The organism is Rhizobium altiplani (assembly GCF_001542405.1).
GTDB lineage: Bacteria > Pseudomonadota > Alphaproteobacteria > Rhizobiales > Rhizobiaceae > Rhizobium > Rhizobium altiplani.
The window spans coordinates 108,120-132,445 of record NZ_LNCD01000123.1 but is presented as its reverse complement, the minus strand read 5'-3'; the positions used below and the strand labels follow the sequence as shown (position 1 = coordinate 132,445).

The following is a 24,326-nucleotide window of genomic DNA, read 5'->3' as shown; positions in this document are numbered from 1 at the left end:
TGCGCTTTGCAGTCGAGCGCACCAGCAATACAACAACCGCGCCGCTTCTTCTTTTCCCCGAAGCGGCCTTGGACTAGCCTCGCTTCGGCGAGGCATTTTTCTTCCATCGGCATTTATAAGATTTTTATATCCGCGGCCCGCCGCCGATCTCGAACGCTTATGCGGTTCGACCGCATATTAATGTCCGAGAGATCCAAGGATCATCTCCAGCCAGAAAGCATAAAAGGTGCCATCCTGAGGATGGCGCCCTTTGTCTTGCCTGACTCCAGAAGAACAACAGGAGTCACGATCGATGATGGACATAGTTCTACTCGCCACAGCAATCGTATTTTTCGCCCTCTGCTTCGCTTACACCAAAGCCTGCGACCGACTTTAACCGGAGAAGCGCCATGACACTCGACTATATTCTCAGTAGTGCCGTCACCGTGTTCCTCACGGTTTACCTCACCTACGCTCTCATTCGCCCCGAACGCTTCTAGAATCGCGCCTCCTCCCAAGGCGCGACCGGCGAAACAAATCGGGTATTGAAAGTTACCTCCCATGACCCTCAACGGATGGCTTCAGATCCTACTTTACTGCGGGATCATCATTGTGCTCGTCAAACCGCTCGGCGGTTACATGACACGCGTCTTCAATGGCGAACGCACGTTTCTCTCACCCGTCCTCGCTCCGATTGAACGGGGACTTTACGCGCTTGCCGGCACCAGCGAACGCGAAGAGCAGCACTGGACCTCCTATGCGTTTTCCATGCTCGCATTCAACTTGCTTGGCGTGCTCCTGCTCTACGCGCTTATGCGGTTTCAGGCTGTCCTGCCTTTGAATCCCGCAGGCATGGCATCGGTGCCATCGGACCTCTCCTTCAATACGGCGGTCAGCTTCGTCACAAACACCAACTGGCAGAACTACGGCGGCGAAAGCACCATGTCGTATCTGACCCAGATGATGGGGCTCAGCGTCCAAAACTTCCTGTCAGCAGCGACCGGCATTGCGATCGCCATCGCCTTCATCCGCGCCTTCTCGCGTGCATCGGGCAAGGCGATCGGCAACTTCTGGGTCGATATGGCCCGTGCGACGCTCTACATTCTCCTGCCGATCTGCATCGTGCTGACGCTGGTCTATGTCTACCTCGGTGTACCGCAGACGTTTGGCCCTTACGTCGACGCGACGACGCTCGAAGGCGCCAAGCAGACGATCGCCCTCGGCCCGGTGGCCTCGCAGCTTGCCATCAAGATGCTCGGCACCAACGGCGGCGGCTTCTTCAACGCCAATTCCGCGCACCCCTTCGAAAACCCGGACGCTATCTCGAACCTCATTCAGATCGTGACGATCTTTGCGATCGGTGCGGCGCTGACCAACGTCTTCGGTCGAATGGTCGGCAACCAGCGTCAAGGTTGGGCAATCCTCGGCGCCATGGGTATCCTGTTCCTAGCCGGCGTCGTTGTCGTCTACTGGGCGGAAGCTGCAGGCAATCCGCTGATGCACGCCTTCGGCCTGCAGGGCGGCAACATGGAAGGCAAGGAAGTCCGCTTTGGCGTCGCCATGTCCTCGCTCTTTGCGGTGATCACGACGGCTGCCTCCTGCGGTGCCGTTAACGCAATGCATGGCAGCTTTACGGCACTCGGCGGCTTGATCCCCCTCATCAACATGCAGCTTGGCGAAGTCATCGTCGGCGGTGTTGGCGCGGGCTTCTACGGCATCCTGATGTTCATCATCGTCGCTGTCTTCGTGGCGGGCCTGATGGTCGGCCGCACGCCCGAGTACCTTGGCAAGAAAATCGAAGCCAAGGAGATGAAGATGGCCGTGCTTGCCATTCTTTGCCTGCCGCTCGCCATGCTGGTCTTTACCGCGATATCAAGTGTGCTGCCCTCCGCCGTCGCCTCGATCGGCACGGCCGGACCACATGGCTTCTCCGAAATCCTCTACGCCTACACGTCCGGTGCCGCGAACAACGGCTCGGCTTTCGGCGGCCTCACCGGCAACACACCCTGGTACAACATCACGCTCGGCCTCGACATGCTGATGGGCCGCTTCCTGGTGATCATCCCAGCGCTTGCGATTGCCGGCTCGCTGGTCACCAAGAAGACCGTCCCCGCCTCGGCAGGCACGTTCCCGACCGATGGCCTGCTCTTCGTCGGCCTCCTGACGGGCACGATCCTGATCGTCGGCGGACTGACCTTCTTCCCGGCGCTGGCGCTTGGCCCGGTCGTCGAGCACCTGGTCATGATCGCCGGCCAGACCTTTTGAGGTGAAGCAATGATCCTTCGTCACAAGCTTCGCAAATCCTTCAACGCACGTCCCGGTTCGCCGGGACGTGACAGCCAGCGGATGACCCGCGCCTCCGACATCATTCTAGTGATGCTCGCCGGCCTCCTCGTCATCGCCGCGGTACTTCGGATCCTACACGGCTGATCGCAACACGGTCGCCTTACTCTTTTCAAGCTGGAGTCTCTTATGAGCCAGGCAAAATCAGCGAGCATCATGGATTCTCGCATTCTCATTCCGGCCGTGGGCGCCGCCTTCAAGAAGCTGAACCCGCGCACCCTTGCCAAGAACCCCGTCATGTTCGTCGTAGCAACGGTTTCGGCGCTGACCACGATCCTGTTCGTCCGTGATCTCGTCACGGGCGGCGGAAATCTTGGCTTTTCCTTCCAGATCAACCTTTGGCTCTGGTTCACCGTGCTTTTTGCCAACTTCGCCGAAGCCGTTGCCGAAGGCCGCGGCAAGGCGCAGGCGGACTCGCTGCGCAAGGCTCGCACCGAAACCCAGGCAAAGCTGCTGACGGCCAACAACGGCACCGGCTACCGCCTCGTTCCGGGCACGAGCCTGAAGGTCGGCGATCTTGTCCTCGTCGAGGCTGGCGACATCATTCCCTCGGACGGTGAAGTCATCGAGGGCGTCGCATCTGTCAACGAGGCCGCGATAACAGGCGAGTCCGCCCCTGTCATCCGCGAGTCCGGCGGCGACCGCTCGGCCGTTACCGGCGGTACGCAGGTTTTGTCCGATTGGATTCGCGTTCGTATCAGCGCGGCCGCGGGGCACACCTTCCTCGACCGCATGATCTCGCTTGTCGAAGGTGCCGAACGTCAGAAGACCCCGAACGAGATCGCCCTCAACATCCTGCTTGCCGGGATGACGCTGATCTTCGTTCTGGCCACCGCGACCATCCCAAGCTTTGCAAGCTATGCCGGTGGCTCGATCCCGATCATCATCCTCGTCGCGCTTTTCGTGACGCTGATTCCGACGACCATCGGCGCGCTTCTGTCGGCTATCGGCATCGCCGGCATGGATCGTCTGGTGCGCTTCAACGTGCTTGCCATGTCCGGTCGCGCCGTGGAGGCAGCCGGCGACGTCGACACGCTGCTCCTCGACAAAACCGGCACGATCACGCTCGGCAACCGCCAAGCCACGTCCTTCCGCCCCGTTCACGGCATCTCCGAACAGGACCTTGCCGATGCCGCGCAACTGGCATCGCTCGCCGACGAAACACCGGAAGGCCGCTCGATCGTCGTGCTCGCCAAGGAGAAATACGGCATCCGTGGCCGCGACATGGCCAGCCTGAAGGCCGCTTTCGTGCCCTTCACCGCGCAGACGCGCATGAGCGGCGTGGATGTCGAGGGCTCTTCGATCCGTAAGGGGGCCGTCGATGCCGTACTCGCCTATGTTGGCGCCGCATCGGCACCGGCTTCAGGCAATGCAGCGATCGCCATCCGCACCAACACCGAGACCGTGCGGGAACTGCAGGCAATTGCCGACGAAATCGCCAAGGCAGGCGGCACGCCGCTTTCAGTCGCCCGTGACGGCAAGCTGCTCGGCATCATCCAGCTCAAGGACATCGTCAAGGGCGGTATCCGCGAGCGCTTCGCCGAACTGCGCCGGATGGGTATCCGCACGGTCATGATAACAGGCGATAACCCGATGACGGCAGCAGCAATCGCCGCCGAAGCCGGCGTGGACGATTTCCTGGCGCAGGCGACACCGGAGAACAAGCTCTCGCTGATCCGCGAGGAGCAGGCCAAAGGCAAGCTCGTCGCCATGTGCGGCGACGGCACGAACGACGCCCCTGCCCTCGCCCAGGCCGACGTCGGCGTGGCCATGAATACCGGCACGGTCGCCGCTCGCGAAGCCGGCAACATGGTCGACCTCGACAGCGATCCGACGAAACTCATCGAGATCGTCGAGATCGGCAAGCAGCTGCTGATGACCCGTGGCGCGTTGACGACCTTCTCGATCGCCAATGACATCGCCAAGTATTTTGCCATCATCCCGGCGATGTTCCTGGCCTTCTACCCGCAGCTTGGCGTCCTGAACATCATGGGACTGGCCACGCCACAGAGTGCCATATTGTCGGCCATCATCTTCAACGCGCTAATCATCGTCGCGCTGATCCCGCTCTCCCTGAAGGGCGTGAAATACCGCGCAATCGGCGCCGGCGCGCTCTTGTCCCGCAATCTGCTGATCTACGGTGTCGGCGGTATCATCGTCCCGTTCATCGGCATCAAGGCGATCGACATGGTCATCACAGCCATCGGTCTCGCCTAAGGAGTTGACATCATGTTGAAAGAACTTCGTCCGGCAATAGTAATGATCGTTGCCACCACCGCCATCACCGGACTGCTCTATCCGCTCGCAATGACGGGCGCTGCGCAGGCACTCTTCCCGTCGCAAGCCAATGGCAGCCTGATCGAGAAGGACGGCCACGTGATCGGCTCGACCCTGATCGGCCAGGCCTTCACCGGCGACAACTACTTCCACGGCCGTCCCTCGGCAGCCGGCGACGGCTACAATGCCGCCAGCTCCAGCGGTTCGAACCTCGGCCCAACCAGCCAGAAGCTCATCGATCGCGTGAAGACTGATTACGAAGCAGCCAAGGCGACCAACCCGAATGTGGAGGTGCCGATCGATCTCGTGACGGCTTCCGGCAGCGGCCTTGATCCGCACATCTCACCCGAAGCCGCCTACTTCCAGATACCGCGCGTCGCCAAGGCGCGCGGCATGGATGAGGCAAAGCTCAAGACGATTGTCGATGCCGCCATCAATCACCCCGAACTTGGGTTCCTCGGTGAACGCACGGTCAATGTTCTGGCATTGAATCAGTCTCTTGATGCTTCTATCTCTCAGTAAAATTGAAGGCCCCGGGCGTCTGCGCGCACCGGGGCTTGCTCTTCAGAAAGATTGACACGCATGCCGGAAGACAACCGCGACAAGGTTGGAAGGCCCTCGCCCGACGCGCTGCTAGAGAAAGCGCGCCAGGAGACACGTGGCCGTCTGAAGATCTTCCTGGGCGCCGCGCCCGGCGTCGGCAAGACCTACGAGATGCTGGAATCGGGCCGTGCCAAGATGTCCGATGGCGTTGACGTGGTGATCGGCATCGTCGAGACCCACGGGCGCAAGGAAACGCAAGCGCTCGTCAATGGCTTTGAAGTCATTCCGCGCGTCAAGATCGACTACAAAGGCCGCCCGCTTGAGGAGATGGATATCGACGCTATCCTCGCCCGCCAACCGCGCCTCGTCCTCGTCGACGAACTTGCCCATACGAACGCCGAGGGCAGCCGCCATCCGAAGCGCTATCTCGACGTGAAGGAGCTGCTTGACCGCGGCATAGACGTCTATTCGACACTGAACATCCAGCACGTCGAGAGCCTGAACGACGTCGTCTCGCAGATTACCCGCATCCGAGTGCGAGAGACCGTCCCGGATTCGATCATCGATATGGCCGATGACGTCGAGATCATCGACCTGACGCCGGATGATCTGATCAAGCGGCTGCACGACGGAAAGGTCTATGTTCCGAAGACTGCCGAACGGGCTCTGACCAATTATTTCACGCCCGGAAACCTGACTGCGCTGCGCGAACTGGCATTGCGCAAGACCGCGCAGCGTGTCGACGACCAACTCCTGACCCACATGCAGGCGCATGCCATCGCTGGTCCCTGGGCCGCAGGTGAGAGGGTCCTTGTATCGGTTGATCAGCATCCACGCTCGGCCTCGCTGGTACGCTATGCCTCGCGAATGGCCTCGCGACTGCGGGCACCGTGGGCGGCCGTCTATGTCGAGACCGGTCGTTCCATCAATCTGACTGAAACCGACCGTGACACAATTGCGGCCACACTTCGATTGGCCGAACAGCTCGGCGGTGAGGCGATCACCATTCCCGGCCGTGAGGTCTCCGAAGAGCTGGTCCGCCACGCCGCAGCCAACAACGTTACCCACATCGTCATCGGCGCCCCCAACAAGCCGACGTGGCGTGACTGGCTTCACCGCTCCATAGCCGACGATCTGATCCGGACGTCAGGCAATATCAGCGTCCATGTGATTTCCGGCAGCGAGACGGTGGGAACATCCGCGCGCGGCGTCAGAGCCGCACCGTCCGTGCCCGACTTCAACATCCAGCCCTATCTCTCCGCGACAGCCTATGTGGTTGTCGCGCTCATCGCCGGCGTGGTGCTCGATCAGGTTCTTGATGTCCGCAACCTTGCCCTCGTGTTCTTGATGGCGGTGCTAACCTCGGCGGTCATCCACGGGCTGCGCCCAGCGCTCTATACCTGCATCATCAGCGCGCTGTCCTTTAACTTCTTCTTCCTGCCGCCCCGCTACACGCTGACGATCAGCGATCCGGAGAGCGTGCTTGCGTTGTTCTTCTTCCTGGGCGTCGCTGTCATCGCCAGCAACCTGACGGCAACGGTCCAACGCCAGGCGGCTGCTGCCCGGCAGCGTGCCAGGACGACGGAAGACCTCTACCTCTTTTCCAAGAAATTGGCCGGCACCGGCACGCTCGACGACGTTCTCTGGGCCACCGCATTCCAGCTGGCATCAATGCTCAAGGTCCGCGTTGTCCTTCTACTGCCGGAAGAAGGCACCATCGCCGTCAAGGCCGGTTATCCGCCGGATGACACACTCGACGAGGCAGACATTGCCGCCGCCCGTTGGGCCTGGGAGCACAATCACGCCGCAGGCCGTGGCGCCGATACCCTGCCCGGTGCCAAGAGGCTCTATGTACCGCTGCGAACCGGTCGTGCCGCCGTCGGTGTCATCGGCCTGGACAATGACCGACGCGACGGCCCTCTGCTGACCCCCGAGCAGCAACGCCTTCTCGACGCATTGGCCGATCAGGCGGCGCTTGCGATAGAGCGCATTCAACTCGTGGCGGACGTTGACCGCGCCAAGCTGGCTGCCGAGGCCGATCGTCTGCGCTCTGCGCTCCTGACCTCGATCTCGCACGACCTGAAGACGCCGCTCGCGGCCATCCTTGGCGCTGCGGGCACACTGCGCGATTACCGCGATTCCATGTCGGTTGAAGATCGTCTGGATCTGTTGTCGACCGTCGTCGACGAGTCGGAACGGCTCAACCGCTTTATTGCCAACCTGCTTGACATGACGAAGATCGAGTCCGGTGCAATGGAGCCGAACTATGCGCTTCACTACCCGGGTGACATTGCCGGAAGCGCGTTGCGCCGCGCCGAGAAAATTCTCGCGCACCACAAGACCGTCATGACGATTCCTGCAGATCTGCCGATGATCCGCGTCGATCCGGTATTGTTTGAACAGGTGCTGTTCAATTTGCTCGACAATGCGGCCAAGTATGCGCCGCAGGGGTCGTCGATCCGTATCGATGGGCGGGCGGACGAATACAATGTTGTGATTGAGGTTTCAGACGAGGGTCCGGGCATTCCGCCGGCGGACTTGGACCGCGTCTTCGATACATTCTATCGGGTAAGCAAAGGGGACCAGGTTCGCGCGGGAACGGGCCTTGGCCTGTCCATCTGTCGCGGCTTTGTCGAGGCGATGGGCGGCACGATCACGGCCCGAAACCGCTCCGATGGTTCGGGTGCTGTCTTCACCATCCGTCTTCCAAAACCAAACGAGATTCCGAAATTGGATGAGCTAAAATGACCGGTTCAGCCGTAAAAATCCTCGTCGTGGACGACGAGCCTCCAATCCGCAAGCTGCTTCGCGTTGGCCTCACCGCACAAGGCTACGAGGTGCACGAAGCGCCAAACGGCGTGGCGGCGCTGCAGGCAGCGAAGGATGATCCACCGGATCTGATCGTGCTCGACCTTGGCCTGCCGGACAAGTCGGGCCATGAACTGCTTCAGGAATGGAGAGGCGCGGGCCTTGCCTTGCCGATCGTGATCCTTTCCAGCCGGACCGATGAAACCGGCATCGTCAAGGCGCTCGAAGCGGGAGCGGATGACTATCTGACGAAGCCATTCGGCATGAACGAGCTCGGAGCCCGGCTGCGTGTCGCCTTGCGTCATCGCTTGCAGCAGCAGGGTGAGCGGGCGATCTTTCAGGCGGGTGGCCTGTCGATTGACCTCGTCAAGCGCATCGTCAAGATCGACGGCAGGGAAATCAAGCTCTCGCCGAAGGAATACGACATTCTGCGGGTCCTCGCCCAGCACGCAGGAAAGGTCCTCACCCACCAGTTTCTGTTGAAGCAGATCTGGGGGCCCGCTGCCGACGTACAATACCTGCGTGTCTACGTGCGACAGCTGCGCCAAAAGATGGAGCAGAGCCCGGACCAGCCCCAATACATCACGACTGAAACCGGCGTCGGATACAGGCTGAAAGAAGCGGATCCGCCAGCAGCCTAAATCGGCCTATCGGTAAGCGCGCTCCGACAGTGCGCGCATGCCCAATCCGACCATCACTTCATGAGCGATGCGGCGGCGCATCGGATTGTGCAACCGGATCGCCGTCGAACCGAGGAAATCCGTCTCTATGTGATCGAACGCCTTCAGCTCCTGTGAAGTCATGATCGAATGCGAGTAGAATGCGTGGAAAGCGTTGCGGCAGACATAGGTCTTGTATTTCGTCAGGCAGAAAACCGAGAAGCGGCCGGCCTCTTCACGCAGGAAATCGGTCACCCCGACCGTGACTTCCGGCCAGGCGGGATTGAAGGTATCGTCGAAGACGATGATCCCATGCTCCGCAAGCGACCCGGCAGCAAGACGACTGTCGGCCGCGACGTGGTGCAGCATGTGGCCGCCGTCGATACTGAAAAGGCGGACCTTGCCGGCCCTTTCAATGATGTCCTCCGGCCTGAGCAGCGTGCTGTCGCTCTTGACGACGCGCTCTGCATCCACGGAAAGGCCCAGTTGGCGGCCACCCGCCACGAAACGGTCATATTGCGTCGCGCCGTGCTCGGGTTTCAGGATATCGAAGGGATCGATCGCCACGATCTTCTCGGCCTCTCCGCAGATCTTTCGCATCAGGAAGTAGGATCGGCCGTAGTAAACGCCGATCTCGGCCAAGCCACCTTGCAAGGATGCTGATTGCTGTGCCCGCAGAACGGCAAGAAATACCAGCGCGTCAGGCGGATCAATGTATCCTTCAATCGCCTGAAGATCATGGAAGATGAATTTTCTTATCGATGAATTCATTGAACTGTGCTTCCAGATTCATCAACAGAGGCACCGAAGAAGACAATTTCTTGCAGAAATCACGAAGAGAAGTCAATTCTATTTAAAATCATGCGAAAGCAGTATTTATAGATACGCTTGGTTGCAGGAATGATCAAAAGGGGTCTGCTGTTCTATTTAAAAATATTGTCGTGTCGAGCATTGCCGAACAGTCGATCGCGCCTGAAAAGCTTTGCGCGATCAATTTGCTAATGCCATCGTCGACAAAACGAGGCCAGCGTCCCTCCCCCGTTCGTTTCTTTCTTTTTCTTGCCATCGACCTGCCTTAAGTCTTCTCTTCATCCGAAACGAGAATTGAAGGTGGTGCATGGCAGGTGAAACGGTTCTGGTCGTTGGCGGCGCTGGGTATATTGGCTCGCACACGTGTCTCGATCTTGCGAACAAGGGCTTCAAACCGGTCGTTTTCGACAATTTCTCAAACGGTCACCGCGAGTTCGTAAAGTGGGGACCCGCGGAAGAAGGGGATATCAGGGATCGGGCGCGCCTTGACGAGGTCCTGGCAACGCACAAGCCAGCCGCCATCTTGCACTTTGCCGCGCTCATCGAAGTCGGCGAATCGGTCAAAGATCCGGTTGCCTTCTACGAGAACAACGTCATCGGCACACTGACGCTCCTGGCCGCTGCCCAGGCGGCTGGCGTCAAGGCATTCGTCTTCTCGTCGACCTGCGCGACCTATGGCTTGCCGCAGAGCGTGCCGCTCGACGAGACGCATCGTCAGGTGCCGATCAATCCGTACGGCCGCACGAAGTACATCGTCGAGCAGGCGCTTGCCGACTACGACAAGTACACGGGCTTCCGCTCGGTCGTGCTTCGCTATTTCAACGCTGCCGGGGCCGATTTCGAAGGCAGGATCGGCGAGTGGCACCAGCCGGAAACGCACGCCATACCGTTGGCGATCGACGCCGCCCTTGGCCGCCGCGAAGGCTTCAAGGTGTTCGGAACCGACTACGAGACGCGCGACGGCACCTGCGTCCGCGATTACATCCACGTCCTCGACCTCGCCGATGCCCATGTCCGCGCCGTCGAGCATCTGTTGCGCGGCGGCGAGTCGGTTGCTCTCAACCTCGGCACCGGCACCGGGACGACCGTGAAGGAGTTACTCGGCACCATCGAGCGCGTCTCCGAGCGTCCGTTTCCTGTGGAATATGCCGGCCGCCGAGAAGGCGACTCGCACACGCTGGTTGCCAACAACGACAAGGCGCGGGAGATTCTCGGTTGGACGCCGCAGTATGATTTGTCTCAGATCATCCGATCGGCGTGGAACTGGCACGCAAAATCAAACCAACACTAAAATGCAACCATGACCGGTCGACCGAACATTCTCCTGATCACCGCGGACCAGTGGCGTGGTGATTGTTTGTCAGCGACCGGGCATGCCTGCGTCAGGACGCCGAACATAGATGCGCTGGCGGCGGTAGGCGTATTGTTTGCACGCCACTACGCCGGCGCCGCTCCATGTTCGCCGGCACGAGCCACGCTCTACACCGGTCTCTATCAGATGAACCACCGGGTTTGCCGGAACGGCTCACCCCTCGATGCCCGATTTGACAATCTGGCGTTGGCGGCGCGGCGGGCGGGCTATGATCCGACGCTGTTCGGTTACACCGACACCGCACCCGACCCCCGCGGCCTGGATCAAAACGACCCGCATCTGACGACCTATGAGGGATTGTTGCCCGGTTTCACGGCCCGGCAACTCCTTCCCGAACATGAAAGGCAATGGCTCTCCTGGTTGCGCTCGCGGGGGCACGCTGAAGCGCATACCCGCGACATCCACATTCCTGTTGGCGCGCGGCGCGGCGAGATCTCGAACGCGGCAACAGCCTATTCGAAGGACGAGACGCAGACGGCGTTTCTCGCAGGAGAGTTTATCCGCTGGCTGGGCGAGCAAGATGCGCCTTGGTTCGCGCATGTTTCGTTCCTGCGTCCCCATCCGCCATTTTCGGCCCCGCCTCCATACAACGACCTGTTCAGCCCGGAGGACGGTCCGCATTTCGCCCGGGCGAAAAACCATGAAATAGAACAGAGCGCACATCCTTACCTGTCCTATGCCATGCCGAGGGCAAGGAAGGGTAACTTCATCTACGGCGCAGCCGGTCGCGTCAACGACTGGGAAGACAGCGACTTCGGCGCGATCCGCGCCATCTATTATGGCATGATTGCCGAGGTCGACGCGCAGCTCGGGCGTGTTTGGAGCGCATTGAAGGAAGCCAGGGCCTGGGATAACACGCTGATCATCTTCACCTCCGACCACGCCGAGATGGCGGGCGATCACTGGACGCTCGGCAAGGGCGGCTTCTTCGACGGCAGCTATCATATCCCGCTTGTCATCCGCGACCCGCAGGCCGCCACGCGGGGCAGCGTTGTCGAGCGGTTTACGTCCGCGGCAGACATCTTCCCGACATTGTGCGACCGCCTGAATATCGAGCCGGAGAATGGTGTGGACGGACAATCGCTCCTGCCGCTCATGCGGCGCGAGCCGGGAAATTGGCGCGAAGCAGCCTTCTGGGAATTTGACTTCCGCGATATCGCCACGCAGGAGCCGGAAACTCATTTCGGATTGCGGTCGAACGAATGCAATCTTGCCGTCATCAGGGATGAGCGCTTCAAATACGTGCATTTCACAGCACTGCCACCGCTCCTTTTCGATCTGCAGGCTGATCCGATGGAATTGAACAATCTCGCGTCAGACGAAGCCTATCTGCCGGTGCGGCTTTCCTATGCCGAGAAACTTCTCTCGCTGCGTGCCCGCCATCTGGATCAGACGCTAGCCTTCACCGAACTTACCGAGAAAGGGCCGGTCAAGCACCGGCCCTGAGCTTCGTCACGCGAAGCGACCGAGATAGTCCATCTTGCCGACCGGAACGCCCTGGTTGCGCAGGATCGCGTGAGCCGTCGCAATATGGAAGAAGAAATTCGGCAGCGCGAAGGTCATGACATACTCGTCGCCGCGGAACGTGATCTTGTTGCCTCCTGGAGACAGAGTGATCTCACGCGTTTCCGTTCCCTCGAGTGCAGCCGGCACAACGGCCGCAAGGTAGGCTTCTGTCTTGGTAACACGCGCACGCAACTCGGCGATCGTCGCTTCGTTATCCTCGAATTTCGGAGCCTCGCTGGCGGTCAGTCGCGCAATCGCCAACTTGGCGCTGTCGGTCGCGCGCTGATACTGGCCTGCAAACGGCAGCATGTCCGAAGATAGCCGCGCCGCAACGAGATCCGCGCCATCGATGCCTTTTTCTTTGGCGAAGGCCTCGGCTTTGTCGAGATAGGTCTTCAACGTCTCAAGGCCACGTTGGAAGACGGGAACGGTTGATCGATACATCGAGATCGGCATCAGTTTCTCCTTGGAAGGGCAGCGAAACTGCTGCCGCTGGCGCGGCCAATATAGTCATCGACATCGCGCTTTTCAGTGCCTGGCAGCTATCTTGGCGAGATTTTCGCCAAGCGCCGGCGGCCTCATCCTTCAATTGGACTTGACGCCTCCCATAGAAAATGGAATGAATATTCCGTGATACAAATTTCACGGTTCGTTTGTTCCGTTTCTTGACGGATGGCCAACGGGAGATGGCACGCAGCGAACAAGATACTGGCTTACGGGCATGGCCCGAAGCTCCGGCGTGAGGAGGGTGCAGCCGGACACCGCTTTGTGGAGGAAAACAAAATGAAGAAATTTATCATGGGTACTGCCATGGCGCTCGTCCTGTCGACGGCCGCTCACGCTGAAACCGTTGGCGTCTCGATGGCGCTGTTTGACGACAACTTCCTGACCGTCCTGCGAAACGGGATGCAGGACTATTCCAAGACCCTGAAGGGCGTGACGCTGCAGGTTGAAGACGCCCAGAACGACGTCGCGAAGCAGCAGAGCCAGATCCAGAACTTCATCGCATCCAAGGTTGACGCGATCATCGTCAATCCGGTCGACACCGACGCTACCGCCGCCATGTCGAAAATCGCGGCTGATGCCGGCATTCCGCTCGTTTACGTCAACCGCGAACCGGTCAACGTCGACAGCCTTCCGGATAAACAGGCCTTCGTCGCTTCGAACGAGCAGGAATCCGGTACGCTTGAAGCCAAGGAAGTTTGCCGCCTGTTGGGAGGCAAGGGTAAGGCCGTTGTCATGATGGGCGAACTCTCCAACCAGGCTGCACGCATGCGCACCAAGGACGTCCATGACGTCATTGCGACGGACGAATGCAAGGGCATCCAGATCATCGAAGAGCAGACGGCCAACTGGTCCCGTACTCAGGGGTCCGACCTTCTGACCAACTGGCTCTCCAGCGGTCTCGAGTTCGATGCCGTCATTTCGAACAACGACGAAATGGCGATCGGCGCCATTCAGGCCCTCAAGGCGGCCGGCAAGGACCTCAGCAAGATCGTGATCGGCGGCGTTGACGCAACGCAGGACGCACTCGCCGCGATGCAGGCCGGTGATCTCGATGTGACGGTCTTCCAGGATGCCGCAGGGCAGGGCAAGGGCGCGCTTGATGCGGCCCTGAAGCTCGCGAAGGGCGAAAAGATAGAGAAGAAGGTTTACATTCCTTTCCAGCTCGTCACGCCTGAGAACGTCAAGGACTTCGTCGCGAAGAACTAACGTTCGGAGAAATCGGGATGCGGGACAGGGTTCCGCATTCCTTCCCTCAGTCCGTGTCCGGGAGGAGATGAGATGGTTGTCAGCCCGTCTACAATGGCCGCAGTGCGCCAGAGCGGCGCTGTTCCGAATGCGGAATACCTGTTGAGCGCCGAAGGTGTCCGGAAGGAGTTCCCGGGCGTTGTCGCACTTGATGATGTTCAGTTCCGGCTGAGGCGCGGCACCGTGCATGCCTTGATGGGCGAAAACGGCGCCGGCAAGTCGACACTGATGAAAATCCTCGCCGGCATCTATATTCCTGACAAGGGCGAAGTACGCCTCAAGGGCGTTGAGATCCAGCTCAAATCGCCGCTCGACGCCTTGGAAAATGGCATTGCGATGATTCATCAGGAGCTGAACCTGATGCCCTATATGACCGTCGCCGAGAACATCTGGATCCGTCGCGAGCCAACGAACAAGTTTGGCTTTGTCGACCACGCAGCCATGTTCCGCCAGACCGACGAGCTGTTTCGCCGGCTGAACATCGACATCGACCCGGAGATCCAAGTCCGCGAACTTTCCGTCGCCAGCCGGCAGATGGTCGAGATCGCCAAGGCTGTCTCCTATAATTCCGACGTCCTGATCATGGACGAACCAACGTCGGCGCTGACCGAGCGCGAGGTCGAACACCTCTTTCGGATCATTCGCGACCTCAGATCTCAGGGAATCGGCATCGTCTACATCACACACAAGATGAACGAGCTGTTCGAGATTGCCGACGAGTTCTCGGTGTTCCGCGATGGCCGCTATATCGGCACTCATGCATCAACAGATGTCACCCGCGATGACATCATCCGCATGATGGTCGGCCGCGAGATCACCCAGATGTTCCCGAAAGAGGACGTGCCGATCGGCGACGTCGTCCTCTCGGTCAAGAACCTGTCGCTCAACGACGTCTTCCGTGACGTTTCCTTTGACGTGCGATCGGGCGAAATCCTCGGCGTGGCCGGCCTTGTCGGCTCAGGCCGATCAAACGTCGCCGAGACCTTGTTCGGCGTGACGCCCGCAACATCGGGCACGATCGAACTCTTCGGCAAGAAGACGGCGATCGCCTCGCCGACCGTCGCAATCCGGAACCACATGGCGTTCCTGACTGAGGATCGCAAAGACACAGGCTGTCTGCTGATCCTCAGCGTTCTCGAGAACATGCAGATCGCCGTTCTCCAGGACAGGTTCGTCAAGGGGGGCTTTGTGCAGGAAAGCTCGATCGAGGCGACCTGCGAGGACATGGCCAAGAAACTCCGAGTGAAGACGCCCAACCTCGATGAGCGCGTGGAAAACCTGTCCGGCGGCAATCAGCAGAAGGTTCTGATCGGTCGCTGGCTGCTGACGAATCCGAAAATCCTCATTCTCGACGAGCCGACCCGTGGCATCGACGTCGGCGCGAAGGCTGAAATCCATCGCCTGGTGACAGAGATGGCGAAAAACGGAGTGGCGGTGCTCATGATCTCGTCGGAAATGCCCGAAGTGCTGGGCATGAGCGACCGCATCATGGTGATGCACGAGGGTCGGGTGACCGGTTTTCTCAATCGCGACGAAGCAACGCAGATCAAGGTGATGGAGCTTGCCGCGCAGTAACGCGGCCTCCGGCAACCGAAGGGAGGATATCATGAATACCAACGCAGCTGAGGTAGCAGCCCCGCTTGCAACGCGCGCGCGCAGGCGGCGTGTCCCGCCCGAGCTCAGCATTTTCCTTGTCCTGGTCGGCATTGCACTTGTCTATGAAATTCTCGGCTGGATCTTCATCGGCCAGAGCTTTCTGTTCAATTCGCAGCGCCTGACGATCATGATCCTTCAGGTCTCCGTCATCGGCATCATCTCGGTGGGCGTGACGCAGGTGATCATTACCGGCGGCATCGACCTCTCATCCGGCTCCGTCGTCGGCATGACGGCGATGATTGCGGCAAGCTTCGCGCAGGCATCGACCTGGCCACGGGCGCTCTATCCTTCGCTGACCGACCTGCCATTCTTCATCCCGATCGGCGTCGGCCTCCTCATCGGCCTAGCGGCTGGCTTTATCAACGGGCAGCTGATTGCAAAGACCAAGATCCCGCCATTCATAGCCACGCTCGGCATGATGGTTTCGGCACGCGGCATTTCGAAGTGGTACACCAAGGGCCAGCCGGTTTCGGGGCTCACCGAACAGTTCAATTTCATCGGCACCGGCATCTGGCCCGTCATCGTCTTTCTGGTCGTGGCACTGATCTTCCACATTGCGCTCCGCTATACGCGCTACGGCAAGTTCACCTATGCGATCGGTGCCAACGTGCAGGCTGCGCGCGTTTCCGGTATCAATATCGAAGCTCACCTGATCAAAGTTTACGCCATTGCCGGTCTCCTTGCAGGCCTTGCGGGCGTCGTTACGGCAGCCCGCGCCCAGACTGCGCAAGCTGGCATGGGCGTCATGTACGAACTGGACGCTATTGCCGCGGCTGTCATCGGCGGTACGTCTCTGACCGGCGGCGTCGGCCGCATCACCGGCACGGTTATCGGTACGATCATTCTTGGCGTGATGACCTCTGGCTTCACCTTCTTGAGGGTCGATGCCTACTACCAGGAGATCGTCAAAGGCCTGATCATCGTGGCCGCCGTCGTGATCGACGTCTACCGCCAAAAGAAGCGCGCCAAGCACTGACGAAAAACCCTTCGGAACGGGAGCCTCGGCTCCCGTTTTTTGTTTCTGCTAACTATTGCTGCGGAACAGCAAAATTTCTGAAAAAAGAGGTGGCGTATTCTGCCAGCTTTTCTATTCTGCGCTCTTCATATCGCCCGCCCGGGCACACAGGAACGCAGATGCAATTCGTATTCGACGGCCATAACGACGTCCTCCTTCGGCTTTGGACACATGAAAGGGATGGCGGCGATCCAGTCGCTGAATTTTCAAACGGAACAGATTTGGGCCACATAGATGGCCCGCGCGCCAAGGCTGGCGGACTGGCCGGTGGCCTCTGCGCAATCTACGTGCCGTCCGGCGATCTCGTTTTTGCCGATCCCGACAAGAACGGCCACTACGTCACGCCGCTCGCTGCACCCCTCGAGCCGCTGTCCTCGCTGAACATCGCCGCAGAAATGGCTGCTATCGCACTGCGCCTGGACCGCGCCGGTGCCTGGCGCCTCTGCCGCACGGTAAAGGATATCCGCAAGGCCATGGCTGACGGGCCCTTCGCGGCCGTGATGCACATGGAAGGCTGCGAGGCCATCGGACCGGACCTGGCGGCGCTCGAAGTATTTTATGCCGCCGGCCTGCGTTCGCTGGGACCGGTATGGAGCCGCCACAATATCTTCGGCCACGGCGTGCCCTTCGCCTTCCCCATGTCCCCGGACACCGCGCCCGGTCTCACCGAGGCAGGCTTTGCCCTCGTGCGCGAATGCAACCGCCTCGGCATCCTGATCGATCTGGCGCACATCACCGAGAAGGGCTTTTGGGACGTCGCCAAGACGACCGATCAGCCGCTCGTTGCCAGCCATTCCAACGCACACGCGTTGACGCCAGTCGCCCGCAACCTCACCGACAAGCAGCTCGACGCCATCAGGGAAAGCCGCGGCCTCGTCGGCGTGAACTACGCGACCGCGATGCTGCGCAGCGACGGTCGCTCCGATGGCGATACGCCGCTGAGCGATATGGTGCGCCACATCGACTACCTCGTGGAGCGCGTCGGCATCGACTGTGTGGCGCTCGGTTCGGACTTTGACGGCGCGACGATCCCCGAGGAAATCGGGGACGCCGCAGGGAACCAGAAGCTGATTGCCGCCCTCCAGCGCGTTGGCTATGGTGCGCGAGATCTCGAAAAATTGGCCAGCGGGAACTGGCTGAGGATTCTGGCTTCGGCGTGGGGAGAAGAAAACGCCTGAGCCCGCCTAAAGCTTTGCATTGAAATGGAAAACAGGGGAACCAAAAACCATGATAGTCAGCAAATTCAACCGCACATTCCGTCAACTTTCGGCAGGCGCTGCTCTGTCGATCGTGATGGCAGTTGCACCGGCCGCTTTCGCGGAAACGCCGAAGGACACGCTGGTTGAAGGCTTTGCCTTCGACGACATCATCACCATGGATCCGGGCGAGGCGTTCGAGCTGTCGACGGCCGAAGTCACGAGCAACACCTACAGCCTGCTCGTCCGTCTTGACATGAACGACACGTCCAAGGTCAAGGGCGACCTCGCCGACAGCTGGACGGTATCGGATGATGGCCTGACCTACACCTTCAAGCTCAAGCCCGGTCTGAAGTTTGCCTCCGGTAACCCGATCACTGCTGACGACGTCGCGTGGTCCTTCGAGCGCGCCGTGAAGCTCGACAAGAGCCCCGCCTTCATCATCACCCAGTTCGGCATCAATGGCGACAACGTCACCGAAAAGGCGAAGGCGACGAATGAAAACACCTTCGTCTTTACCGTCGACAAGCCGTATGCGCCGAGCTTCGTGCTGAACTGCCTGACGGCAACCGTTGCCTCTGTTGTCGACAAGAAGCTCGTTATGGATCACGTCAAGTCCGTGACGCCGAGCGCTGATTACAAATATGACAACGACTTCGGCAACGAATGGCTGAAGACCGGTTACGCGGGCTCGGGCGTTTTCAAGCTGCGCGAGTGGCGCGCCAATGAAGTTGTCGTGATGGAGCGCAATGACAACTACTACGGCGACAAGGCGAAGCTCAATCGCGTCATCTATCGCTTCATGAAGGAAAGCTCGGCGCAGCGCCTGGCGCTGGAAGCCGGCGATATCGACACCGCCCGCAACCTGGAGCCCGGCGATCTCGATGCAGTCGCCAAGAACGCCGATCTGACGACCGTCAGCGCTCCGAAGGGTACGGTCTATTACGTCAGCCTGAACTCCAAGAACGAAAACCTGAAGAAGCCGGAAGTCCAGGAAGCCTTCAAGTACCTCGTCGACTATGACGCGATTGGTTCGACGCTGATCAAGGGCATCGGCGAAATCCACCAGACCTTCCTGCCGAAAGGCCAGCTCGGTGCGCTGGATGAGAAACCGTATAAGCTCGATGTGGCCAAGGCCAAGGAACTGCTGGCGAAGGCTGGCCTGAAGGACGGCTTCTCGGTGACGATGGACGTTCGCAATACGCAGCCGGTAACGGGTATTGCCGAATCCATGCAGCAGTCGCTCGCCCAGGCTGGCGTCAAGATGGAAATCATCCCCGGCGACGGCAAGCAGACCCTGACGAAGTTCCGCGCGCGTACCCACGACATGTACATTGGCCAGTGGGGCTCGGACTATTTCGATCCGAACTCGAATGCCGATACCTTCACCACAAACCCGGACAACTCGGACGCCGGTACCGTCAAGACGCTCGCATGGCGCAACACCTGGGAAGCACCCGAGCTCGACAAGGAAACGAAGGCTGCACTGCTGGAACGTGACGGCGCGAAGCGCGCAGCCATGTACGAGGACATCCAGAAGAAGTTCCTCGCCAACAGCCCCTTCGTGATCATCTTCCAGCAGATCGAAGTGGCAGGCGCCCGCAAGAGCCTCAAGGACTTCAAGCTCGGCCCGAGCTTCGACACCAACTATGTCGGCCCGGTCGGCAAGGAATGATCCGGCAGGATTGATCCGTTGAGCATCGTTGAAACAAAGATGGAGGCACGGCCCAAACAGGGCCGTGCTGTTCCCATTGCCAAGGCGGTCGGGCGATTTCTTGTCGCCGCCGTCACGACTTATCTTGGCCTTCTGGCCGTAACCTTTTTCATCGGCCGCGTCGTACCGATCGATCCCGTCCTTGCCATTCTCGGTGATCGTGCGCCCACGCATGTCGTCGAGCGCGTCCGTCGCGAGCTCGGTTTCGACCTGCCGCTCTACCAGCAGTTCTACATTTATCTGAAGAGCATTCTGTCGGGTGACTTCGGGACCTCCGTCCTGACCACCAATCCCGTCATGGTCGACATTAAGCGCGTGTTTCCTGCAACGATCGAGCTCGCGACGCTCGGGACCATCATCGGCTCGGTCATCGGCGTGCCGCTCGGCGTGCTGGCTGCCGTTCGACGCGGCAGCGTCGCCGACCAGGTTGTCCGCGTCATCGGCCTGATCGGTTATTCCGTCCCGATCTTCTGGCTTGCGCTGATCTCGCTTGTGATCTTCTACGCGCAATTGCGATGGGTGGCCTTCCCGGGCCGCATCGATATCGTATTCGAGTACAGCTTTACGCCGGTAACCGGCTTTTATCTGATCGACAGCGCCATGCAGGGACAGTGGGACGTCTTCTACGACGTCTTCCGCCACATCATTCTGCCCGCCTCGCTGCTCGGATACTTTTCGCTTGCCTATATCAGCCGCATGACGCGCAGCTTCATGCTCAATGAGCTCAGCCAGGAATATGTGGTTGCCGCACGCGCCAAGGGGTTGTCGGAGACCCGAGTGATCTGGGGCCATGCACTGCGCAACGCCGCCGTGCCGCTCGTCACCGTCATCGCGCTTTCCTACGCCGGTCTGCTCGAGGGTTCGGTACTGACAGAGACGGTTTTCTCTTGGCCGGGGATCGGGCTCTACATCACGAATTCCCTTCAGAACGCCGACATGAACGCTGTTCTCGGTGGCACCATCGTCATCGGCACGGTTTTCATCGGCATCAACCTTTTGTCCGATCTTCTTTATCGGACGCTCGACCCTAGGACCCGAAGCCGATGACGGTTCCCGCAAATCAATCAGCGCCGATGAGCCGCCGCGAGTGGCTGCTTTCCGATCGGCCGCAGTCGCGCAGACAGGCGCGATTGGGCCGAGCCTACGTGACCTGGCGCCAGTTCACCGCAAATCGCCTGGCCGTCGTCGGTTTGCTGATCATCATCGCCCTCCTGTTCGTGGCTGCGTTTGCGAACGTGCTGGCAACCCATTCGCCTATCGTTGGCGACCTGAAGAATGCGCGACTGCTGCCGCCCGGCTCTGAGGGCTACTGGCTTGGCACAGACGACCAGGGCCGTGATATCTATTCGCGCCTTGTCTATGGCGCCCGCTTGACGTTGCTGGTCGTCGTTCTCGTTGCTGCCATCTCGGCGCCGATCGGTCTGATCGTCGGTACGGTGTCGGGCTACGCTGGCGGCTGGGTCGACGCCACGCTGATGCGCATCACCGATATCTTCCTGGCTTTCCCCAAGCTGGTTCTGGCCCTCGCCTTCGTTGCTGCGCTCGGACCTGGTATCCAGAACGCGATCATCGCGATTGCGATTACATCTTGGCCGCCCTACGCTCGCATTGCACGCGCGGAAACGCTGACCGTTCGTCGCTCTGACTACATCTCCGCGGTCAAGCTGATGGGCGCATCGCCTCTGCGGATTGTGGTCCGGCATGTGATGCCGCTCTGCCTGTCCTCGCTCATCGTGCGCGTGACGCTCGATATGGCTGGCATCATCCTGACAGCCGCCGGTCTCGGTTTCCTCGGTCTCGGCGCGCAGCCCCCGCTTCCGGAATGGGGCGCAATGATCGCGTCTGGCCGGCGTTTCATCCTGGACCAGTGGTGGGTGGCAGCCATGCCGGGCTTTGCGATTCTCATCGTCAGCCTCGGCTTCAATCTTCTCGGCGACGGCCTGCGCGATGCGCTCGACCCCAAGGAGAGCGGCCAATGACCGATCTCCTCACCGTTCAAAACCTCAAGGTCAGCTATCCCACACGCACGGGCGTGATCGAAGCCGTTCGCGGCGTCTCGTTCACCCTTGGCAAGGAACGCCTCGGCATCGTCGGCGAATCTGGTTCCGGCAAGTCCCAGACGGGGCGCGCCATTATGGGCCTGACGCCGAAGCACGGCATCGTGTCGGCCGACAAGCTGGATTTCAACGGCATCGATCTTCTCGCCACATCCGCCAAGCAACGTCGGCAACTGCGCGGCAAGCGCATCGCGATGGTCCTGCAGGATCCGAAATATTCACTCGATCCCGTCATGTCGATTGGCCGGCAGATCTGCGAAACGCTGAGGACGCACGAGAAAGTCGGCAAGGCGGAGGCGCGCGACCGCGCTCTCGCCATGTTGGAGGCCGTGCAGATCCGTGATCCGAAGCGAGTGTTCGACCTCTATCCGCACGAGGTCTCCGGCGGCATGGGTCAGCGCGCCATGATCGCCATGATGCTGATTGCCGATCCGGAACTGTTGATTGCCGACGAACCGACCTCCGCACTGGATGTCACGGTTCAGCTCGACGTCCTCAGGATTATGGACCGACTTGTGTCGGAGCGCGGCATGGGGCTTATCTTCGTGTCTCACGATCTGCGTCTTGTGTCCTCCTTCTGCGACCGCGTCATTGTTATGTATGCCGGCAAGGTCGTCGAAGAACTCAAGGCATCCGATCTCAAGAATGCGCGCCACCCGTACACGCAGGGCCTGTTGAACTGCATGCCCCAAATCGGAGAAAGCAGGCATCCTCTGCCGGTTCTGGATCGCAAGCCGGAGTGGGCCGCATGAGCATTGCACTTTCGGTCGACAAGTTGAGCGTGATCTATGATCACTTCCACGCCCTGAAGGACGTCAGCGTCGATATCGAGACCGGCGAGTCATTCGGCCTGGTCGGCGAATCCGGATCCGGAAAGTCGACGCTGCTCCGTGCCGTTGCCGGCCTGGCGCCGCTAGCAAGCGGTTCCATCAAGATCCATGGCGATCTGCTCGTCGGCACGAAACGGTCGAAGGCCTTTTACAGGCAGGTGCAGATGGTCTTCCAGGATCCGTACGGATCCCTGCACCCGCGCCAGACCATCGATCGCCTCCTGCTCGAGCCGCTGGCAATCCATGGCATCAGCGACAGCGACACGCGGATCGCGCGCGCCCTCGACGAGGTCGGACTTGGAAATGGCTTCCGCTTCCGCTACCCGCACCAGCTTTCCGGCGGTCAGCGCCAACGCGTCGCGATCGCCCGTGCGTTGATTGTCGAGCCCTCCATCCTTTTGCTTGATGAGCCGACTTCGGCGCTTGACGCTTCCGTGCAAGCCGAGGTTCTGAACCTCCTCGAACAAGTGCGGCGTGATCGCAATCTGACCTTCGTTATGGTCAGCCATGATCTTGGCGTCGTCACCCATATGTGCGATCGCCTTGCTGTGATGCGAAACGGGACCGTCGTCGAGCGCCTAACCTCAGCTCAGCTGGCACAGGCGGCCGTGACGGAGGACTACACGCGAAATTTGATGATTGCCAGCAAGGGCTTCGTCAAAGCCTGAAAGGCAATCCCTTCAACGATTGTTAACGCTCAGGCTCGCTGAGCCTCAGCGTTAACAATCAGCTAAAACACGACCATTCAACTAGACTATTGACACTCGCCTTACTTCTGTCATGATCCCGTTAACGCCCGTTAATTTTCGTGATCATGGAGATCAGGCATGTTTTTTCTCGGCGGCATGACCATGGGATACCTGCACCCCCCGGCCAAGACCGATAGAGAAGCTGCAACCACGACATCCATTCCCGCGGAGAAGGATCGGCGGCTTTTGGAAACACAGGTGGCAACGGTCAAGCCGCACCCGGGTGCGATAGAGGACCGTTCCTTGCTTTGGGCTTGGCGAACCCTCGTCTAATCACCAGAGGCGGATTTTTTACACTCCCCTGGCAGGACAGAATTTTATCTCTACCTATCAGATAGAGAAAATACAAAAATACGATCTACAAAAAGAAAAGCGGAGAAAACGGAGGCAGCACATGGCAGATCTGGGTATCCCGCACGCTCATGTAAATCAGTATCGTCCCGCGCAGACTGCGCGGCCGGCCACGAGGCGCGGCAAGATTCAGCTTGATCCCAGTGATTATTCTGCTCTATCTCTTCCATGCATTTTAGAGCGGCTTTTTCCCAGGTTTTTTTGAAGGCGCGTCCACCTCGGCGCGCCTTTTTCGTTGACGGATCCAGCGGGCCTGAAGTTCCAACGGAACCAATAAGACGACCTGCCGTTATTTGAGCAGCAAAAACAAAGGAGATCGCCATGCTTTACTATGCACTCGTATTTCTCGTAGTGGCGCTCATTGCCGGCGTATTGGGCTTCGGCGGTATTGCAGGTGCATCCGCATCCATCGCCCAGGTTCTTTTCTTCCTGTTCCTGATCCTTTTCGTTGTCTCGCTGGTCATGCGCCTCATGCGTCGCACCTGAGGACGAATAATATAGGAGCTTAAAGCCGGCGCTCTTGAGCGCCGGTTTTTTTGTCGGCGCGCGAGATTGGCCGAACGAGCTCCGCATCCTTTGAAACATCTTGACTTGAATTATCGCAATGGTGTCCAACTTTCCCGGAATGGCTCCAGAAGGGTGGAGGGCGCAGCGGAGCCGTTTACGCACATAGCCCACACAGGTCGCGTTTAAACCGATTCGCATCGTC

Annotated in this window: 23 protein-coding genes; 20 read left to right on the top strand and 3 right to left on the bottom strand. The window is 59.7% G+C overall.

Annotated elements, in window-relative coordinates:
* Positions 1-389 precede the first annotated feature (389 nt).
* From kdpF to AS026_RS28935, 7 genes are all read left to right on the top strand, one after another.
* On the top strand, positions 390-479 hold the full coding sequence (gene kdpF / locus AS026_RS28960) for a K(+)-transporting ATPase subunit F (RefSeq protein WP_037214584.1): 90 nt from the start codon (positions 390-392) through the stop codon (positions 477-479).
* Between the two features lie 61 nt (positions 480-540).
* The gene (kdpA, locus tag AS026_RS28955; protein WP_062373821.1) at positions 541-2,244 is read left to right on the top strand and encodes a potassium-transporting ATPase subunit KdpA; all 1,704 of its coding nucleotides are present in this window, start codon (positions 541-543) and stop codon (positions 2,242-2,244) included.
* A 9-nt stretch (positions 2,245-2,253) separates the two neighbouring features.
* Complete coding sequence (locus AS026_RS42490; protein WP_018855977.1) at positions 2,254-2,409, top strand: hypothetical protein; 156 nt, start codon at positions 2,254-2,256, stop codon at positions 2,407-2,409.
* 42 nt (positions 2,410-2,451) lie between these two features.
* On the top strand, positions 2,452-4,539 hold the full coding sequence (gene kdpB / locus AS026_RS28950) for a potassium-transporting ATPase subunit KdpB (RefSeq protein WP_025657982.1): 2,088 nt from the start codon (positions 2,452-2,454) through the stop codon (positions 4,537-4,539).
* 12 nt (positions 4,540-4,551) lie between these two features.
* Entirely contained in the window at positions 4,552-5,121 is a 570-nt protein-coding gene (gene kdpC / locus AS026_RS28945; RefSeq protein WP_062373818.1) for a potassium-transporting ATPase subunit KdpC, read from the top strand.
* 60 nt (positions 5,122-5,181) lie between these two features.
* Positions 5,182-7,890: a sensor histidine kinase gene (locus AS026_RS28940; protein WP_062373815.1), complete on the top strand. Its 2,709-nt coding sequence runs from the start codon at positions 5,182-5,184 to the stop codon at positions 7,888-7,890.
* The gene (locus AS026_RS28935; protein ID WP_025657979.1) at positions 7,887-8,591 is read left to right on the top strand and encodes a response regulator transcription factor; all 705 of its coding nucleotides are present in this window, start codon (positions 7,887-7,889) and stop codon (positions 8,589-8,591) included. The genes AS026_RS28940 and AS026_RS28935 overlap by 4 nt, the downstream gene beginning before the upstream one ends.
* Before the next feature lie 6 nt (positions 8,592-8,597).
* On the opposite strand, the gene AS026_RS28930 is transcribed toward AS026_RS28935, so the two are convergent.
* Positions 8,598-9,380: a class I SAM-dependent methyltransferase gene (locus tag AS026_RS28930; RefSeq protein ID WP_025657978.1), complete on the bottom strand. Its 783-nt coding sequence runs from the start codon at positions 9,378-9,380 to the stop codon at positions 8,598-8,600.
* A 346-nt stretch (positions 9,381-9,726) separates the two neighbouring features.
* Between AS026_RS28930 and galE the strand changes: the two genes are divergently transcribed.
* Positions 9,727-10,710, top strand: a complete 984-nt coding sequence (gene galE, locus AS026_RS28925) for a UDP-glucose 4-epimerase GalE (RefSeq protein WP_062373811.1) — start codon at positions 9,727-9,729, stop codon at positions 10,708-10,710.
* 9 nt (positions 10,711-10,719) lie between these two features.
* The gene (locus AS026_RS28920; RefSeq protein WP_062373808.1) at positions 10,720-12,237 is read left to right on the top strand and encodes an alkaline phosphatase family protein; all 1,518 of its coding nucleotides are present in this window, start codon (positions 10,720-10,722) and stop codon (positions 12,235-12,237) included.
* 6 nt (positions 12,238-12,243) lie between these two features.
* On the opposite strand, the gene AS026_RS28915 is transcribed toward AS026_RS28920, so the two are convergent.
* Positions 12,244-12,753, bottom strand: coding sequence for a DUF1993 domain-containing protein (locus tag AS026_RS28915; protein ID WP_025657975.1), 510 nt, complete (start codon positions 12,751-12,753; stop codon positions 12,244-12,246).
* Positions 12,754-13,080: 327 nt separating this feature from the next.
* Here AS026_RS28915 and AS026_RS28910 point away from each other — a divergent pair, with 327 nt between their 5' ends.
* The 10 genes from AS026_RS28910 to AS026_RS28865 all read left to right on the top strand — a co-directional run bounded on the left by AS026_RS28910 (position 13,081) and on the right by AS026_RS28865 (position 23,539).
* Positions 13,081-14,010 (top strand): sugar ABC transporter substrate-binding protein, encoded by a 930-nt coding sequence (locus AS026_RS28910; RefSeq protein ID WP_025657974.1) that lies wholly within the window; start codon positions 13,081-13,083, stop codon positions 14,008-14,010.
* Positions 14,011-14,082: 72 nt separating this feature from the next.
* Positions 14,083-15,624, top strand: a complete 1,542-nt coding sequence (locus AS026_RS28905) for a sugar ABC transporter ATP-binding protein (protein WP_025657973.1) — start codon at positions 14,083-14,085, stop codon at positions 15,622-15,624.
* A 31-nt stretch (positions 15,625-15,655) separates the two neighbouring features.
* Positions 15,656-16,681 (top strand): ABC transporter permease, encoded by a 1,026-nt coding sequence (locus AS026_RS28900; RefSeq protein WP_018858914.1) that lies wholly within the window; start codon positions 15,656-15,658, stop codon positions 16,679-16,681.
* A gap of 158 nt (positions 16,682-16,839) precedes the next feature.
* Positions 16,840-17,898, top strand: a complete 1,059-nt coding sequence (locus AS026_RS28895; protein WP_062373806.1) for a dipeptidase — start codon at positions 16,840-16,842, stop codon at positions 17,896-17,898.
* 49 nt (positions 17,899-17,947) lie between these two features.
* Positions 17,948-19,591: an ABC transporter substrate-binding protein gene (locus tag AS026_RS28890; protein WP_062373803.1), complete on the top strand. Its 1,644-nt coding sequence runs from the start codon at positions 17,948-17,950 to the stop codon at positions 19,589-19,591.
* An 18-nt stretch (positions 19,592-19,609) separates the two neighbouring features.
* Positions 19,610-20,677, top strand: a complete 1,068-nt coding sequence (locus tag AS026_RS28885) for an ABC transporter permease (RefSeq protein WP_025657970.1) — start codon at positions 19,610-19,612, stop codon at positions 20,675-20,677.
* On the top strand, positions 20,674-21,609 hold the full coding sequence (locus AS026_RS28880; protein WP_018858917.1) for an ABC transporter permease: 936 nt from the start codon (positions 20,674-20,676) through the stop codon (positions 21,607-21,609). The genes AS026_RS28885 and AS026_RS28880 overlap by 4 nt, the downstream gene beginning before the upstream one ends.
* Positions 21,606-22,439, top strand: coding sequence for an ABC transporter ATP-binding protein (locus AS026_RS28875; RefSeq protein WP_018858918.1), 834 nt, complete (start codon positions 21,606-21,608; stop codon positions 22,437-22,439). Before AS026_RS28880 ends, AS026_RS28875 begins: the two co-directional genes overlap by 4 nt.
* Complete coding sequence (locus tag AS026_RS28870; RefSeq protein WP_062373800.1) at positions 22,436-23,185, top strand: ABC transporter ATP-binding protein; 750 nt, start codon at positions 22,436-22,438, stop codon at positions 23,183-23,185. The genes AS026_RS28875 and AS026_RS28870 overlap by 4 nt, the downstream gene beginning before the upstream one ends.
* Positions 23,186-23,344: 159 nt before the next feature.
* On the top strand, positions 23,345-23,539 hold the full coding sequence (locus AS026_RS28865) for a hypothetical protein (RefSeq protein WP_025657966.1): 195 nt from the start codon (positions 23,345-23,347) through the stop codon (positions 23,537-23,539).
* Positions 23,540-23,589: 50 nt separating this feature from the next.
* Here the strand turns inward: AS026_RS28865 and AS026_RS42120 are convergent, their stop codons facing one another.
* Positions 23,590-23,940: a hypothetical protein gene (locus AS026_RS42120; protein ID WP_160330125.1), complete on the bottom strand. Its 351-nt coding sequence runs from the start codon at positions 23,938-23,940 to the stop codon at positions 23,590-23,592.
* On the opposite strand from AS026_RS42120, the gene AS026_RS40650 reads away from it, so the two are divergent.
* Positions 23,939-24,103, top strand: coding sequence for a DUF1328 domain-containing protein (locus tag AS026_RS40650; protein ID WP_025657965.1), 165 nt, complete (start codon positions 23,939-23,941; stop codon positions 24,101-24,103). The genes AS026_RS42120 and AS026_RS40650 overlap by 2 nt on opposite strands.
* The last annotated feature ends 223 nt before the right edge of the window (positions 24,104-24,326 follow it).

Coding starts and splice junctions, on each gene's coding strand:
- kdpF (WP_037214584.1), top strand. CDS start 390: ATGACACTCGACTATATTCTCAGTAGTGCCGTCACCGTGTTCCTCACG.
- kdpA (WP_062373821.1), top strand. CDS start 541: ATGACCCTCAACGGATGGCTTCAGATCCTACTTTACTGCGGGATCATC.
- AS026_RS42490 (WP_018855977.1), top strand. CDS start 2,254: ATGATCCTTCGTCACAAGCTTCGCAAATCCTTCAACGCACGTCCCGGT.
- kdpB (WP_025657982.1), top strand. CDS start 2,452: ATGAGCCAGGCAAAATCAGCGAGCATCATGGATTCTCGCATTCTCATT.
- kdpC (WP_062373818.1), top strand. CDS start 4,552: ATGTTGAAAGAACTTCGTCCGGCAATAGTAATGATCGTTGCCACCACC.
- AS026_RS28940 (WP_062373815.1), top strand. CDS start 5,182: ATGCCGGAAGACAACCGCGACAAGGTTGGAAGGCCCTCGCCCGACGCG.
- AS026_RS28935 (WP_025657979.1), top strand. CDS start 7,887: ATGACCGGTTCAGCCGTAAAAATCCTCGTCGTGGACGACGAGCCTCCA.
- AS026_RS28930 (WP_025657978.1), bottom strand. CDS start 9,380: ATGAATTCATCGATAAGAAAATTCATCTTCCATGATCTTCAGGCGATT.
- galE (WP_062373811.1), top strand. CDS start 9,727: ATGGCAGGTGAAACGGTTCTGGTCGTTGGCGGCGCTGGGTATATTGGC.
- AS026_RS28920 (WP_062373808.1), top strand. CDS start 10,720: ATGACCGGTCGACCGAACATTCTCCTGATCACCGCGGACCAGTGGCGT.
- AS026_RS28915 (WP_025657975.1), bottom strand. CDS start 12,753: ATGCCGATCTCGATGTATCGATCAACCGTTCCCGTCTTCCAACGTGGC.
- AS026_RS28910 (WP_025657974.1), top strand. CDS start 13,081: ATGAAGAAATTTATCATGGGTACTGCCATGGCGCTCGTCCTGTCGACG.
- AS026_RS28905 (WP_025657973.1), top strand. CDS start 14,083: ATGGTTGTCAGCCCGTCTACAATGGCCGCAGTGCGCCAGAGCGGCGCT.
- AS026_RS28900 (WP_018858914.1), top strand. CDS start 15,656: ATGAATACCAACGCAGCTGAGGTAGCAGCCCCGCTTGCAACGCGCGCG.
- AS026_RS28895 (WP_062373806.1), top strand. CDS start 16,840: ATGCAATTCGTATTCGACGGCCATAACGACGTCCTCCTTCGGCTTTGG.
- AS026_RS28890 (WP_062373803.1), top strand. CDS start 17,948: ATGATAGTCAGCAAATTCAACCGCACATTCCGTCAACTTTCGGCAGGC.
- AS026_RS28880 (WP_018858917.1), top strand. CDS start 20,674: ATGACGGTTCCCGCAAATCAATCAGCGCCGATGAGCCGCCGCGAGTGG.
- AS026_RS28875 (WP_018858918.1), top strand. CDS start 21,606: ATGACCGATCTCCTCACCGTTCAAAACCTCAAGGTCAGCTATCCCACA.
- AS026_RS28870 (WP_062373800.1), top strand. CDS start 22,436: ATGAGCATTGCACTTTCGGTCGACAAGTTGAGCGTGATCTATGATCAC.
- AS026_RS28865 (WP_025657966.1), top strand. CDS start 23,345: ATGTTTTTTCTCGGCGGCATGACCATGGGATACCTGCACCCCCCGGCC.
- AS026_RS40650 (WP_025657965.1), top strand. CDS start 23,939: ATGCTTTACTATGCACTCGTATTTCTCGTAGTGGCGCTCATTGCCGGC.
- AS026_RS42120 (WP_160330125.1), bottom strand. CDS start 23,940: ATGGCGATCTCCTTTGTTTTTGCTGCTCAAATAACGGCAGGTCGTCTT.